General features: G+C 65.0%; 15 protein-coding genes. 7 read left to right on the forward strand and 8 right to left on the reverse strand.

Annotation, left to right across the window (positions count from 1 at the left end; all coding sequences use genetic code 11):
• Positions 1-48 precede the first annotated feature (48 nt).
• The 4 genes from ilvN to miaA all read right to left on the reverse strand — a co-directional run bounded on the left by ilvN (position 49) and on the right by miaA (position 3,712).
• Complete coding sequence (gene ilvN / locus TZ53_RS16865; protein ID WP_044662034.1) at positions 49-564, reverse strand: acetolactate synthase small subunit; 516 nt, start codon at positions 562-564, stop codon at positions 49-51.
• Positions 564-908, reverse strand: coding sequence for a hypothetical protein (locus TZ53_RS16870; RefSeq protein ID WP_025552122.1), 345 nt, complete (start codon positions 906-908; stop codon positions 564-566). The genes ilvN and TZ53_RS16870 overlap by 1 nt, the downstream gene beginning before the upstream one ends.
• 10 nt (positions 909-918) lie before the next feature.
• Positions 919-2,667, reverse strand: a complete 1,749-nt coding sequence (locus TZ53_RS16875) for an acetolactate synthase 3 large subunit (protein ID WP_025552120.1) — start codon at positions 2,665-2,667, stop codon at positions 919-921.
• A 100-nt stretch (positions 2,668-2,767) separates the two neighbouring features.
• On the reverse strand, positions 2,768-3,712 hold the full coding sequence (gene miaA / locus TZ53_RS16880; RefSeq protein ID WP_044662035.1) for a tRNA (adenosine(37)-N6)-dimethylallyltransferase MiaA: 945 nt from the start codon (positions 3,710-3,712) through the stop codon (positions 2,768-2,770).
• Between miaA and serB the strand changes: the two genes are divergently transcribed.
• From serB to TZ53_RS16895, 3 genes are all read left to right on the forward strand, one after another.
• Positions 3,711-4,589, forward strand: coding sequence for a phosphoserine phosphatase SerB (gene serB / locus TZ53_RS16885; RefSeq protein WP_044662036.1), 879 nt, complete (start codon positions 3,711-3,713; stop codon positions 4,587-4,589). The two genes, miaA and serB, sit on opposite strands and share 2 nt — an antisense overlap.
• 281 nt (positions 4,590-4,870) lie before the next feature.
• Positions 4,871-5,131, forward strand: coding sequence for a hypothetical protein (locus TZ53_RS16890; protein ID WP_025552117.1), 261 nt, complete (start codon positions 4,871-4,873; stop codon positions 5,129-5,131).
• A gap of 101 nt (positions 5,132-5,232) precedes the next feature.
• Complete coding sequence (locus TZ53_RS16895) at positions 5,233-6,684, forward strand: L,D-transpeptidase family protein (protein WP_229742629.1); 1,452 nt, start codon at positions 5,233-5,235, stop codon at positions 6,682-6,684.
• A gap of 18 nt (positions 6,685-6,702) precedes the next feature.
• Here TZ53_RS16895 and TZ53_RS16900 read toward each other — a convergent pair.
• Both TZ53_RS16900 and TZ53_RS16905 read right to left on the reverse strand, forming a co-directional pair.
• Positions 6,703-7,463 (reverse strand): IS5 family transposase gene (locus tag TZ53_RS16900; protein ID WP_099185988.1). Its coding sequence is split into 2 segments (ribosomal slippage): positions 6,703-7,139 and positions 7,139-7,463, totalling 762 coding nucleotides; the frame shifts between segments, so codons are not numbered across the junction.
• A gap of 208 nt (positions 7,464-7,671) precedes the next feature.
• A complete protein-coding gene (locus tag TZ53_RS16905; RefSeq protein WP_044662038.1) occupies positions 7,672-8,433 on the reverse strand; it encodes a MauE/DoxX family redox-associated membrane protein in 762 nt (253 codons plus the stop codon).
• Positions 8,434-8,503: 70 nt separating this feature from the next.
• Between TZ53_RS16905 and TZ53_RS16910 the strand changes: the two genes are divergently transcribed.
• Positions 8,504-8,905, forward strand: a complete 402-nt coding sequence (locus tag TZ53_RS16910; protein ID WP_044662039.1) for a MerR family transcriptional regulator — start codon at positions 8,504-8,506, stop codon at positions 8,903-8,905.
• A gap of 7 nt (positions 8,906-8,912) precedes the next feature.
• Here the strand turns inward: TZ53_RS16910 and ruvX are convergent, their stop codons facing one another.
• A complete protein-coding gene (ruvX, locus tag TZ53_RS16915; RefSeq protein WP_044662040.1) occupies positions 8,913-9,383 on the reverse strand; it encodes a Holliday junction resolvase RuvX in 471 nt (156 codons plus the stop codon).
• A 2-nt stretch (positions 9,384-9,385) separates the two neighbouring features.
• Positions 9,386-10,504 (reverse strand): DUF3089 domain-containing protein, encoded by a 1,119-nt coding sequence (locus TZ53_RS16920; RefSeq protein WP_025548065.1) that lies wholly within the window; start codon positions 10,502-10,504, stop codon positions 9,386-9,388.
• Between the two features lie 114 nt (positions 10,505-10,618).
• Here TZ53_RS16920 and gatC point away from each other — a divergent pair, with 114 nt between their 5' ends.
• The 3 genes from gatC to gatB all read left to right on the forward strand — a co-directional run bounded on the left by gatC (position 10,619) and on the right by gatB (position 14,111).
• A complete protein-coding gene (gatC, locus tag TZ53_RS16925; RefSeq protein WP_025548067.1) occupies positions 10,619-10,906 on the forward strand; it encodes an Asp-tRNA(Asn)/Glu-tRNA(Gln) amidotransferase subunit GatC in 288 nt (95 codons plus the stop codon).
• Between the two features lie 103 nt (positions 10,907-11,009).
• Positions 11,010-12,494 carry an Asp-tRNA(Asn)/Glu-tRNA(Gln) amidotransferase subunit GatA gene (gene gatA, locus TZ53_RS16930; RefSeq protein ID WP_044662041.1) on the forward strand — a complete coding sequence of 495 codons (1,485 nt, stop codon included), beginning with the start codon at positions 11,010-11,012 and terminating at the stop codon, positions 12,492-12,494.
• Between the two features lie 120 nt (positions 12,495-12,614).
• Positions 12,615-14,111, forward strand: coding sequence for an Asp-tRNA(Asn)/Glu-tRNA(Gln) amidotransferase subunit GatB (gene gatB / locus TZ53_RS16935; RefSeq protein WP_044662042.1), 1,497 nt, complete (start codon positions 12,615-12,617; stop codon positions 14,109-14,111).

Here is a 14,111-nt window from a genome sequence, read left to right on the forward strand (position 1 = left end):
CATGACTCTTTTCGACCTCCCTCTCCCGGCGGGAGAGGGGTGATTTCTTCAGTTCGGCTCCTTGCCGCGGATCAGGCCGACGACGCCGGTGCGGCCGACCTCCACCAGGCCGATCTGCCGCATGAGGCCGACGAAATTGTCGATCTTGTCGGTGGTGCCCGTGATCTCGAAGATGAAGCTCTCGATCGTCGTGTCGACCACCTTCGCGCGGAAGACGTCGGCCAGGCGAAGCGCCTCGATCCGGTCCTCTCCCACGCCCGCGACCTTGACCAGCGCCAGTTCGCGTTCGACGAAGGGGCCGTTGTCGGTAAGGTCGGTCACCTTGTGCACCGGCACCAGTCGTTCGAGCTGGGCGATGATCTGGTCGATCACCTTGGGCGGGCCGCTGGTGACGATGGTGATGCGGCTGATCGCATGATCGGGGGTGATGTCGGCCACGGTCAGGCTGTCGATATTATAGCCGCGCGCGGTGAACAGGCCCGCGATGCGCGCCAATATGCCCGCCTCGTTCGAAACCGTCAGCGACAGGACATGCCGCTCGCTAATCTCTTCCTGAATATGCATCAGATGCTTCCGTTGTCCGGTTCTTCGCGCTCATGGCGCTCTGAAATCATGCCCGTGAAGGCGTAGTGCCATGCGCCGTCGTCGCGATGGGCGATCCGCACCGGGAAGCCCGCGATCGCATCGAACATCCGCGCCAGATGCTCGCCCACATAGCGCGGGCTGACCAACAGGCGGCCGATGTGGCGTTCGTGAAAATCGAAGCCCGCGTCCAGATGGACTTCCCAATCCCCATTCTCCGGATCGGCATGGTCCACCGTCCAGCCGGTCAGTTCGGACCTGCCGGCCAACCGTTCGAAATCGAAAGGTTCGCTCACATGGATGCGGAGCTTCAGATGTTGCGTCACGCCGCCATCCTCACACCAGCGCCTTCGCCTCGTCCGACATGACGCCTTCCACCTGGCTGGGGTCGAGCAGCATGTCGGTATGCGCCGCGCCCGACGGGATCATCGGGAAGCAGTTGGAAAGCTTCGCCACGCGGCAGTCCACGATCACCGGACCGGGCGTGTCGATCATCTGGCGGATGCCCGCCTCCAGTTCCTGCGGCCCCTCGATGCGGATGCCGGTCCAGCCATAGGCCTCCGCCAGCTTCACGAAATCGGGCAGGCTGTCGGAATAGCTGTTGGAATAGCGGCTTTCATAGGTCAGTTCCTGCCATTGGCGGACCATGCCCATATATTCATTGTTGAGGATGAAGATCTTGACCGGCAGGCGATACTGGCTGGCCGTCCCCATTTCCTGGATGTTCATCTGGATCGATGCGTCGCCCGCGACGCAGACCACCAGACTGTCCGGATTGCCCAGTTGCGCGCCGATGGCGGCCGGGAAACCGTAGCCCATGGTGCCGAGGCCGCCGGAGGTCAGCCATTTATTGGGCGCGTCGAAGCCGAAATGCTGGGCGGCCCACATCTGGTGCTGGCCGACCTCGGTCGTGATGATGACGTCACTGGCCGATCGCGAAGCCTTGTAGAGCTGGGCGATCGCCTCCTGCGGCATGATCTCTTCGCGGCTTTCCGGATAGGCGAGGCTGTTGCGCGCGCGCCAGCCGTCTATCCGCGCCCACCATTCGCCAAGGTCCGCCGCCTTGTGCCCGCGATCCTTCCAGAGTGCGATCATGTCCGCCAGGGCGTTGCCGACGTCCGCGATGATCGGCAGGTCGACCTCGACCGTCTTGTTGATCGAGCTGCGGTCGATGTCGATGTGGATCTTCTTCGCATGCGGGGCGAAGGCGTCCAGACGGCCCGTCACGCGGTCGTCGAAACGGGCGCCGACGCAGACGATCAGGTCCGCCTTGTTCATCGCCCAATTGGCTTCATAGGTGCCGTGCATGCCCAGCATTCCAAGCCACTGGCCGGACGAAGCGGGAAAGGCGCCCAGACCCATCAGCGTCGAGGTGACGGGCGCGCCGGTCAGCGCCGCGATCTCCCGCAGCAGGGTCGAGGCTTCGGGACCGGAGTTGATGACCCCGCCGCCGGTGTAGAAGATCGGACGCTCCGCAGCCGCCAGCATCTCGACCGCGCTGGCGATGGCGGCCGGGTCCGCCTCGGTCTGCGGGCGGTAGCTGGCATGTTCGAAGCTTTCCGGCTTCCTGTAGGGCGCGGTGGCGATCTGGACATTCTTCGGAATGTCGATGACGACCGGGCCGGGGCGGCCGGTAGTGGCGATGTGGAACGCCTCATGGACGACGCTCGCCAGCTTGCCGGGCGACTTCACCAGATAGTTGTGCTTGGTGCAGTGGCGTGTGATGCCGACCGTGTCCGCTTCCTGGAAAGCGTCCGTGCCGATGAGCTGCGTCGGAACCTGTCCGGTGATGACGACCATCGGGATCGAATCCATCAGCGCGTCGGTGATGCCGGTGACGGCATTGGTCGCGCCGGGGCCGGACGTGACGAGCACGACGCCGGGCTTGCCGGTGGAACGGGCATAGCCTTCCGCCATATGGGTCGCGCCCTGTTCGTGGCGAACGAGCACATGGCGGATCTTCGGATGATTGAAGAGTGCGTCATAAATGGGCAGCACCGCGCCGCCCGGATAGCCGAACACGACCTCGACCCCCAGGTCGATCAGGCACTCAACCAATATGTCCGCGCCGCTCTTTTCGGCCACGATGGCTCCTTCCATTCGATAATTGCTGCGCCCTCTGCTCCAGAAGCGGAAGGATGGCAAGGCGGCTGCGTCTATTGGACATAAAATGGCAAGTCAATAGTTATTGTTGTAATTTTATTGCCAATTCATCGACAATTTCCATATTAATCTGTCGCGCCTCTCGGGGCCATTCCGGCGGAGGCTGGCGCGAAAACCAGGTATATTGCCGTTTCGCATATTGGCGAGTGGCGATCCGGCCGCGTTCCATCATGGTCTCCCGGTCGATTTCCCCTGCCATCCAGGCGGCGATTTCCGGTACGCCGATGGCGCGCATCACCGGCAGGTCGGGGGAGAGGTCGCGGGCGAGCAGCGCCTCGACTTCCGCTACGGCGCCGCCGTCCACCATCTGCCCGAAGCGCAGGTCGCAGCGCGCGATCAGCCAGTCGCGCGGAGGCAGCAGGATCATGGGCGAAAGGGCGATGTGCGGGCCTATGCCCCCGCTTTTGCGCCGCTGCCATTCGGACAGGGGCTGGCCGGTCGAGCGGACCACCTCCAGAGCGCGGGCGACGCGGCTGGTGTCGGCGGGGGCGAGGCGGGCGGCGGCGGCGGGGTCTTCCCTCGCCAGCGCGGCATGGGCCTCCGCCACTGGCATGGCGCGGACGGCAGCGCGGACGGCGGGGTCGATGTCCGGGACCGGGGCGATGCCGTCCAGCAGGGTGCGCAGGTAGAGCCCGGTGCCGCCGACCAATATGGGGAGCCGTCCGGCCTCATGCGCCTTGCCGATTTCATCGCGGGCTTCGGCGGCCCAGCGGGCGGCGGTGCAGGCTTCCGCGCCGTCGATATGACCGAACAGGCGGTGCGGGATACCGGCCATTTCCTCCTCGCTGGGGCGGGCCGAGAGGATATGGAGGTCGGCATAGACCTGGCTCGCATCGGCGTTGATGACGATGCCGTTCGCCGCGCGGGCCAGGCGAACCGCAAGCGCGCTCTTGCCGCTGGCGGTGGGCCCGGCAATAAGCGCCACGCGCGGGCGGGATTCGCCCTGTGAAGTGTCAGGAGTTTCCATGTTCGTTGCGACCTTAGTGGCAAGTGGCGCCTTGAGTCAGGACAATATTGCCGAGGCTGCCGGCCGGCTCGCCACGGCGGGTTGCACGCCGGTGGATAGCAAGTGGCTGGACGAGGGCAAGGCGGCGGATATTTTCTTTGGGCTTGATCGGATTGCCGCGCGCGCCGCGCTGACCGGCATTGGCGACCGCGTGGATGTGATCGTCCAACCGGTCGGGGGGCGGGAGAAGAAGCTGCTGATCGCCGACATGGACTCCACCATGATCACGGTCGAATGCATCGATGAACTGGCCGACTATGCCGGGATCAAGGCCCAGATCGCGGAAATCACCGAGCGGGCGATGCGGGGCGAACTCGACTTCGCCGGCGCGCTGCACGAACGGGTGGCCTTGCTCAAGGGGCTGGCGGACGCGGCCATCGACCAGTGCAGGGCCGAGCGGGTGAAGATCATGCCCGGCGCCCGTGCCCTGGTGCGCACGATGAAGGCGAGGGGAGCGAGGACGCTGCTCGTGTCGGGCGGCTTCACGCGCTTCACCGGACCGGTGGCGGAGGAGATCGGCTTCGATGCCGCCGTCGCCAATGTGCTGGAGATCGCGGACGGGGCCTTGCTGGGTACGGTGACGGTGCCGATCGTCGATGCGGCGCGCAAGCGGGCGGAACTGGAGGCGGCGATAGAGGGCGGGATCGACCGCGCGCTGACCCTGGCCGTGGGCGATGGGGCGAACGACATTCCGATGATCCAGGGGGCCGGGCTGGGGGTCGCCTATCACGCCAAGCCCAAGACGCGCGAAGCGGCGGCGGCGGAGATCGTGCATGGCGATCTGTCCGTGCTGCTCTATGCGCAGGGTATTGCTTCGGCGGAGTGGGTCGGGATTTGATCCCGGCGCGACCTGCTCTTGTTGAGGGGAACCGGTGAGGCGAGTGGTTCGAGCCCGTCCTGCCGCCTGAGCCGGGTTCCTGCCTGCGCAGGAGCATGGCGGGCTCGGGACGGCGGGAGCATCGCAGCCCGGCTCGGTTAACCGTTGCCTGGGCACGGCTCGTCGTCATTGCGCAGCGGTAATGGAATCGAATCCGACCGCCGGTCGTTACACTCGCGCTGCAACCCGCAGCGTCCACATTCTAACCGGCGCACGGTCCTCGCAGCGCCAAGGGAGAGGGTATGAAAATCAGGCTATTGGCACTTCTCGGCGGCACGGCGCTCGCATTGAGCGCATGCGCGTCGACGAGGGACGAACCCATCGCCCCCGCGCCGCCGGTCGGCCCGGGCGCGATCAGCGGCACTGTCGCGGCAGACCGCAATGGCGACGGCATCGTCGATGGCTATTATTCGCCCGACGGCATGTATCATGAGATTCAGGGACCGCCCTGTCCGCCGCCCCCGCCGCCTCCGCCGCCCTCCCGTCGCGGAGAACGCGGCTGATAAACGCAGTTGTCCGGGCGCGGCGCCTTTGCCGCGCCCCTTTCCTCCGTGCCGCCCTGCTTCCCGCGCTTCTGCTGACGGCCTGGCCCGGACACGCCATTGTGCAGCCCGGCGCGGTTGCGGACTCCCAGCGCACCAGCGTGGCGGCGGAAATCCGCTCGTCCGTGGGCGGCAAGCTGAGGGATTTCTACGCCCCGCGCGGCTATTGGCCGCTCTGGATCGAAAAGGGCAGGGTCGGGCCGCAAGCCGATGCCCTGATCGCATTGATCGAGGGGGCCGATGCGGATGGGTTGAAACCCAGGGATTATGAACCGCGCGAACTCAAGTCCCTGATGAAGGAGGCCGATGCGAACGGCGATCCCCGGCTGCTGGCGCGGGCGGACATCGCCTTGTCCAAGGCCTTCGCCGCGCTGGTGAGCGACATGCGCAAACCCTCGCGCAAGGTGAAGGTGCGCTATCTCGATCCGGAGGTGGAGCCGAAGGATGAGGAACCGAAGGAGATTCTGCGCGCCGCCGCAGTCGCGCCGTCCTTTGTCGACTATGTGCGTTCGTCCGGCTGGATGAGCCCCTTTTACGTGAAGCTGCGCGACGCCCGGGCGACTTTCGCAAGGCGTTGGGGCGGACTGCCGCAAGTGTCGGTGCCGACCGATGGGAAGCTGCGCCCCGGCATGAAGGCTGGCGCCGTGGCGCTTCGCCGCCGCCTGGGGTTGGAGGGCGGAACCGCCTATGACAAGGCGCTTGTCGCAAGGGTGAAGGCGTATCAGGGCGATCATGGCCTGAAGCCGGACGGTGTCGCGGGCGCTGCGACCATCGCCGCGCTGAACCGGGGCGATGATTATTATGACCGGCTGATCGCGCTCAATCTGGAACGAACGCGGCTGCTGCCCGGTCCGCAGGTGCGGCATGTGGTGGTCGATGCGGCCTCCGCCCGCCTCTGGTATTTCAGCAAGGGCGTGCAGGACGGCACGATGAAGGTGGTCGTCGGCGCGAAGGAAAGCCAGACGCCGATGATGGCGGGCATGGTGCGCTATGCGACGCTCAATCCCTATTGGAACGTGCCGTCCGATCTGGTCGAGCGGAAACTCGCGCCGCGAATGCTGAACGGCGCCTCGCTGACGAAGCTGCGCTATGAAGCGCTTTCCGACTGGAGCGCCAATGCGCAAAAGCTGGAGCCGGCCGCGATCGACTGGCGCGCGGTGGCCGACGGGCGCACCGAATTGCGCGTGCGCCAGCTTCCCGGCGGCGACAATGCCATGGGGAAGGTCAAGTTCATGTTTCCCAACGATCTTGGCATCTACCTGCACGACACGCCATCGCGCGACCTTCTGGCAAAGCCGGCGCGGCAGTTCAGCAATGGCTGCGTGCGGCTGGAGGATGCGCAAAGGCTGGGCCGCTGGTTCTTCGGCAAGCCGCTGAAGCCCGACAGCGACAAGCCGGAACAGCATGTGCCTCTGCCCCAGCCCGTGCCGGTCTATCTGACCTATCTGACCGCCGTGCCCACCGCGGGCGGGGTGCAGTTCATGCCCGACGTCTATGGACGCGACGGCATCTAGGCCGTAGTGACGATTTAATCATTTGAGCCATAGCATGATGCTGGCGAGTTTGACGAAGCCGAGGAAGTTTGCGGCGAGTTTGTCATAGCGTGTTGCGATACGGCGCCACTGCTTGAGCTTGGCGAAGAAGCCCTCGATGCCCCAACGCTGTTTGTAGGCGATGCGATCATAGTGGTGCTGATATTTGCGATGGCGGCGAGGTGGGATGACCGGCTCGCCGCCTTGCTCGTAGATGAGATCGTGCAAACTGTCGGCGTCATAGGCCCGATCAGCCAGAACCTTGCCAGCCGGGATGCCGCGGATCAGATCGCAGGCGGGCGCCATGTCGTTTTGCTGTCCGGGGCCGAGGATGAAGCGGATCGGCAAGCCCAAGGCATCGACTACGGCATGGATCTTGGTGCCGAACCCGCCTCTCGATCGTCCGAGAGCCTGGGCTTGAGCGCCCCCCTTTTTACCCGTGCCCCAGCCGCCTGGGCCTGGGCGCGGATCACCGTCGCATCGATCGCCAGCCATTCGATGTCGGGATCATCCGACACAGCCTCGAAGATCCGGTCGATCACGCCTTGCTCGACCCAGCGATAATAACGCCGCTTGGCGGTCTGATAGGGACCGAACTTCTCCGGTAGATCGCGCCAGCGTCCCCCTGAACGCGCCAGCCAGAGCAAGGCGTCAAGAAACAACCGTCCGTCACTGCGAGGACCGCGCTTGCCCTTGCGCCCGCCCGGAACGAACTCCCGCAGCCGCTCCCACTGATCATCCCGCAGCACTTCGCCTTCCACGCCAGCCTCCAAAAGCCAGCCTTGAATCACAAATCCAAACCGTCGTGAATCCCTAAAATGTCACTACTGCCTAGAGCATCGTGCGGAAAAGCCTGTCCTGCATCTGTCGAAGGGTGGGAACCGGTTTCTGCCTGAAAGGATGCGGCATCAGAAATCTGGAGCGCGCGACCGGCGTCCGACCTGACGCGGCGCGCTCCAGCCGATTCGGTCAATGCGCGGCCAGCATCCACAGCGCCATGGCGACCATCATGACATTCTCCGTCAGGGAGACGAAACCGAGCGGCACGTTGCCGCTGCCGCCGACGCAGGCGCATTTGAGTTCGCGCTTTTCGAGATAGACGGCCTTGAAAACCGAAACCGCACCGATCCCGCCGATGAAGAGCGCCACGGGGATCGACAGCCATTCGAGCGCACCCGCCAGCATCAGCACGCCTGCACCGAGTTCAAGGAAGGGATAGACATATCCATAGGGGACAAGACGGCGGGCGAGCAGGTCGTAGTTCAGGAACATGGTCGCAAAGCGGTCCACATCCTGCAATTTCAGCATGGCGAGCAGCATCATGGAGATCGCGATGAAGCGCTCCGCCGTCATGATGCCGATGAGCGGCATCTCCGTCAGCCAGTTGGTCGCCAAGGCAAGCAGGGCCGCGACCGCGAAGACGGCAAGGACCGGCCTGTAGCTTTTCGCCTGCGGATCGGCGACCGTCAGGCCGAAAAGGCGGCGAAGATCGTCATGGCCGCCGATCCTTTGCCCGTCGATGAAGATCTGCGGCGTCGTTCCGACATTGTGCGCGGCCTTGAAGGCGTCGGTTTCGTCGCGGCTGGTAAGCCAGTGATCCTCGACCTCATAACCCTTGCGCTTCAGCAGCCATCTGGCCTTGAGTCCGAAGGGGCAGATGTGGCCAGGCATCACCATGCGGTAAAGGACGGCTTTGCCGGGAACTGGGGTGGAGGCGGCCACTGTGGTCATCGCATCGCTTTCTCTTGAGAGGTTCGCTTCGCACCCCATATGGGGTCCGTACCACGGTCCGGAGTCAAGCATGACGATGACGATTTCCGGTCTGGCGCGCGCGGGCGGCGTCGGCGTCGAGACCATACGCTTCTATCAGCGGCGCGGCCTGCTGGATACGCCCGACCGGCCGGAAGGCGCCGGTCTTGCGGGCGGCGTGCGGCGCTATGGCGAGGAGGATGCACGGCGTCTGAGGTTCATCCGTTCGGCGCAGGCGGCCGGATTCACGCTGGACCAGATCGGGGAGTTGCTGCGGCTGGATGCGGGACAGGACCGCGCGCGGGCGCGTGAACTGGCGGCGGAGCGGCTGGCGGCGCTGGACCTGAAGATCGCGGAGCTGGAGACTGCACGGGACAGCCTGCGGCGACTTGCCAGCGCATGCCATGCCTCGCAGGAAGGCCCTTGCCCGATCATCTCCGCCTTTGAGGAGTAGGGGGACCTCAGAAGCCGGCCATCAGCCCGTCGATCGCGCCCTGCAGGATGTAACTCGCGGCGAGCTTGTCCACCAGTTCACCTCGCCGCGCGCGGCTGGCATCCGCCTCCAGCAGCGTCCGCGTCACCGCCTGCGTCGACCAGCGCTCGTCCCACAGCAGGATCGGCAGGCCGAGGTCGGCGATGTTCCGGGCGAAGGCGCGGCTTGCCTGGCTGCGCGGGGATTCGCTGCCGTCCAGGTTGAGCGGCAGGCCGATCACCACGCCCTTCACCAATTGCTGTTCCATGAACGCCGCCAGCGCGACCTTGTCCTTGGTGAACTTGCCGCGGCTGACGGTATGGGCCGGGCTGGCGATCGACCATCCCGCATCGCACAGCGCAAGGCCGATCGTCTTGGTGCCCACGTCCAGCCCGATCAGGCGGCCGCCATGGGGCAGGGCTTCGCGGAAAACCGCGCGGTCGGCGGTAAGAATGGACATGTCTATTTCTTCAGAAAGGCGGCCAGCCGCTGTTTCGCATCCTCGCGCACATCGGCCCAGAACAGCGCATAGTCATAGACGTGATAATTATTGCCCGGCAAGGTGAAGGGCCCCATGTCCACCGGCTCGCCGATCATCAGCACGCCGCTGGTGTCGCAGCGGGCGGGGACGATGCCGGGAACCAGCCGGGTCGGCTTGTCGGCATCCCGCGCGTCCAGCGTGCCGCGATTGGCGCTGGCGGGCGCGGCCCCGTTGAAGGCGCCGGTGATGGGATTGGTGCAGAGCATGTGCGTGCCCTTGTGCGGCCTGCCGGTGAAGCTCGGCTTGCGTTCGAAATTTTCGATCACCGCTGACGGATCGGCCGGTTCGGCATAGCTTTGCCAGCTCACGATGCAATGCGACTGCTGCCGCCGCGCGCAGGCGGGAAGTCCAAGCGCGGGCAGGTCGGCCTCTACCGAAATCGGCCAGCCCACGGCATAGACGGCGGCGATGCGGTCGGCGACCGGCTTGCCGGCGACCTGCTCCCGCAACAGTTTGAGCAGATGGAGCGACCCCTGGCTATGGGCCGCGAGGATCAGCGGACCTTCGGGATTGGCTTTCAGGAATGCGGCAAAGGCTTGCGCAACATCGCGATAGGCTGCGGCGAGGGATTGCTCGCCAGCCGGCTTGTCGGTCAGGAACGCCCCGTAATTGGCCTGGCGGTAGCGAGGCGCCCAGACGGAACCCGCCGCGTTGAAGGCGCTCGCCTGATTCTGCACGAAGCGCCGCGCGGTGGCGAGGGATTCCTGGTCATCCAGCCGCATGTTCCAATGCGCGTCGCCCAGCGTGGTGATGTAGGAGGTCGGGTGAATGAAGAAGACCGTCGCCTTTTCCGCCGACGGCGCGTCCTTCACGCCTTCGGGAGTCCACAGGGCGGGGTTGTCCTTCACGATGTCGGGCCGGGCGATCCACATCTTCGGATCGTCATAGGCGTTGGCGGGGAGCGGTTCGATTTGCGCGAAGGCTTCCCGAGGGACCATGACCGCGCGGATCATCTGCATCCCCCAGATGCGATAGGCCAGCAATGCCGCGATCACCAGCACGATCAGGCCGGTTACGACATAGAGGAACTTGCGGGCCAAGGATTGCTCTCCCTAGTGATGGACTGTTTCTGTCTGGCGTAAGCCGCGAGCGTGCGCAAGGTCTCGGAGGATCGGGACTTGAAGCGGGCGTGGCCGGGTGGTAGCGGCGGGGCCATGTCGATAGACCTTCAGACCGTGAAAAAGATCGCCAGCCTTTCGCGCATTTCGGTGACCGACGCCGAAGCGGAGGCGATGGTGCCCGAACTCAACAACATCCTGGGCTGGGTGGAGCAATTGGGCGAGGTGGACGTGACCGGCGTGGAGCCGATGACCGCTGTCATCCCCAATCATCTGCGCCTGCGCGACGATGTCGTCACCGACGGCAATGTTCGCGACAAGGTGCTGGCCAATGCGCCGCAGGCCGAACATGGCTTCTTCGCGGTTCCCAAAGTTATCGAATGAGTGGGAATCTTTCACCCGTTCGGGCTGAGCTTGTCGAAGCCCAGTCCTTTCTTGAAGAGAAGTGCGGCCCTTCGACAGGCTCAGGGCGAACGGAAATTTGGGTATGACCAACCTTACTGATCTGACGGTCGCGGAAATCCGCGACGGCTTCCGCGCGGGCGACTTTTCGGCGCGCGAAGTGGCGGCGGCGTTCAATGCCAATGTCGCCGCCGCCAAGGCGCTGAACGCCTTCATCGTGGAAACGCCGGAAAAGGCGCTGGAAGCCGCCGACGCCGCCGACAGGGCGAGGGCTGCGGGCGAGGCGTTGAAGCCGCTTTCGGGCGTGCCGATCGGCATGAAGGATCTGTTCTGCACCGAAGGCGTGCAGACGACCGCCGCGAGCCACATGCTCGAAGGCTTCAAGCCCACCTATGAATCCACGGTTTCGAAGAAGCTGTGGGACGCGGGCGCGGGCATGCTGGGCAAGCTCAACCTCGACCAGTTCGCCATGGGCTCTTCGAACGAGACCAGCTATTACGGCAATGTGATCTCGCCCTGGCGGCGGGGCGGCGGCGACAATGCCGCGCTGGCGCCCGGCGGTTCCTCGGGCGGTTCTTCGGCGGCGATTTCGGCGCGGCTCTGCCCGGCGGCGACCGGCACCGATACGGGCGGCTCGATCCGCCAGCCTGCTGCCTTCACCGGCATTTCCGGCATCAAGCCGACCTATGGCCGCTGCTCCCGCTGGGGCATCGTCGCCTTCGCTTCTTCGCTGGATCAGGCCGGGCCGATGGCGCGGACGGTGCGCGACAATGCGATCCTGCTGGAAAGCATGGCGGGCTTCGATCCCAAGGATTCGACGTCGCTCGATCTGGCCGTGCCGCAGTGGGAAGCCAGCCTGTCGAGCGACCTTCGGGGCAAGAAGGTCGGCATTCCCAGGGAGTATCGCCCCGATGGCCTGAACGCCGAAATTGCGGCGCTGTGGGACCGCGGCATCGAATGGCTGAAGGATGCGGGCGCCGAGGTTGTCGAAGTGTCGCTGCCGCATACGAAGTACGCGCTGCCGACCTATTATATCATCGCGCCGGCGGAGGCGTCATCGAACCTCGCCCGCTATGACGGCGTGCGTTACGGCCAGCGCGACCTGCCCGATGGGGCGGGCCTCCAGGATATGTATGCCGCGACCCGCGCCGCCGGTTTCGGGCCGGAGGTCAAGCGCCGCATCATGATCGGCACCTATGTGCTGTCGGCGGGCTTCTACGACGCCTATTATACGCAGGCGCAGAAGGTTCGGGCGCTGATCGCCCGCGATTTCGACCAGGCCTTCGAGAAATGCGACCTGCTGCTGACGCCGACCGCGCCGAGCGCCTCCTTCGCGCTGGGCGAGAAGCAGGCCGATCCGCTGGCCATGTATCTGAACGACGTCTTCACCGTGCCGGCTTCGCTGGCGGGACTGCCGGCGATAGCGGTGCCGGGCGGGCTGGACGCGCAAGGTCTGCCGCTGGGTCTCCAGATCATCGGCAAGGCGCTGGACGAGCAGACCGTGCTGAACGCGGGCCTCGCGATCGAGGAACGCGCGGGCTTTGCGGCGCGGCCGGAGAAATGGTGGTAAAGCAAACACCGTTCGCCCTGTTGAAAGGAGCCGCTTGTCTCCTTGCAATGTCGAAGGGCCTCACTTCTCTTCAAGAAAGGACTGGGCTTCGACAGGCTCAGCCCGAACGGAAAAAGAAACATGAGTGAATATCGCATCCAGGGCGCAACCGGCGAGTGGGAGGTCGTGATCGGCCTGGAAGTCCATGCGCAGGTGACGAGCCAGGCGAAGCTCTTTTCCGGCGCGGCCACCGCTTTCGGCGCGGAGCCGAACACGCAGGTGAGCCTGGTCGACGCGGCCATGCCCGGCATGCTGCCCGTGCCCAACCGCGAGTGCATCCGCCAGGCGGTGCGCACCGGCATGGCGATCAAGGCGCAGATCAACAAATGGTCGCGTTTCGACCGGAAGAACTATTTCTACGCGGACCTGCCGCAGGGCTACCAGATCAGCCAGCTCTACCATCCGCTGGTGGGCGAGGGCGCGATCGAGATCAGCCTGGACGAGAAGAACCCCGATGCGCAGGTCAAGACGATCGGCATCGAGCGCATCCATGTCGAGCAGGACGCAGGCAAGCTGATGCACGACCAGCATCCGACGCGGTCCTATGTCGACCTGAACCGTTCGGGCGTGGCGCTGATGGAAATCGTGTCGAAGCCGGACATGCGCTCGCCTGCGGAGGCTGGCGCCTATCTGTCGAAGCTGCGGACGATCCTGCGCTATGTGGGGTCCTGCGACGGCAATATGGATCAGGGCTCGATGCGCGCGGACGTCAACGTCTCGGTCCGCAAGCCGGGCGAGCCGTTCGGCACTCGCACCGAAACGAAGAATGTCAATTCCGTCCGCTTCGTCATGGCCGTGGTGGAACATGAGGCCAGCCGTCAGGTGGACGTGCTGGAGGCCGGCGGCAAGGTGGTGCAGGAAACCCGGCTCTACGACCCGGACAAGAATGAAACGCGCTCCATGCGGTCGAAGGAAGACGCGCATGACTATCGCTATTTCCCCGATCCCGACCTGCTGCCGCTGGAACTGGACGACGCCTTCCTGGAGGAATGCCGCCAGTCGCTGCCTGAATTGCCTGACGCCAAGCGCCAGCGCTATGAGCAGGCGCTTGGCCTTTCCGCCTATAATGCCGCGACGCTGACTGCCGACGCCGACACGGCGCGCTGGTTCGAGGCGCTGCTGGCCGAAGGCGCGCGCATCCAGAAGAAGAGCGAGGGCGAAGTCGCAAAGGCGTCCGCCAACTGGCTGCTGTCGGAGCTTTACGGCGCGCTCAACCGCCTGGGCAAGACGCTGGAGGAAAGCCCCGTCAGCCCCGAAGAGGGCGCGGAACTGCTGGCCCTCATTGCCGACGGCACGATCAGCGGCACCATCGCCAAGCAGGTGTTCGAGATCATGCTCGAAACCGGCGACAGCGCGCCCAGGATCGTTGAGGAAAAGGGGCTGAAGCAGACCAGCGACACCGGCGCCATCGAGGCCGCGGTCGCCAAGGTGCTGGCCGACAATGCGGACAAGGTCGAACAGTATAAGGCGGGCAAGGAGGCGCTGTTCGGCTTCTTCGTCGGTCAGACGATGAAGGCCATGCAGGGCAAGGCCAATCCGCAGGTGGTGAATGAGTTGATCAGGAAGGCGCTGGCCTGA

The organism is Sphingobium sp. YBL2, from assembly GCF_000943805.1.
Lineage (GTDB): Bacteria > Pseudomonadota > Alphaproteobacteria > Sphingomonadales > Sphingomonadaceae > Sphingobium > Sphingobium fuliginis.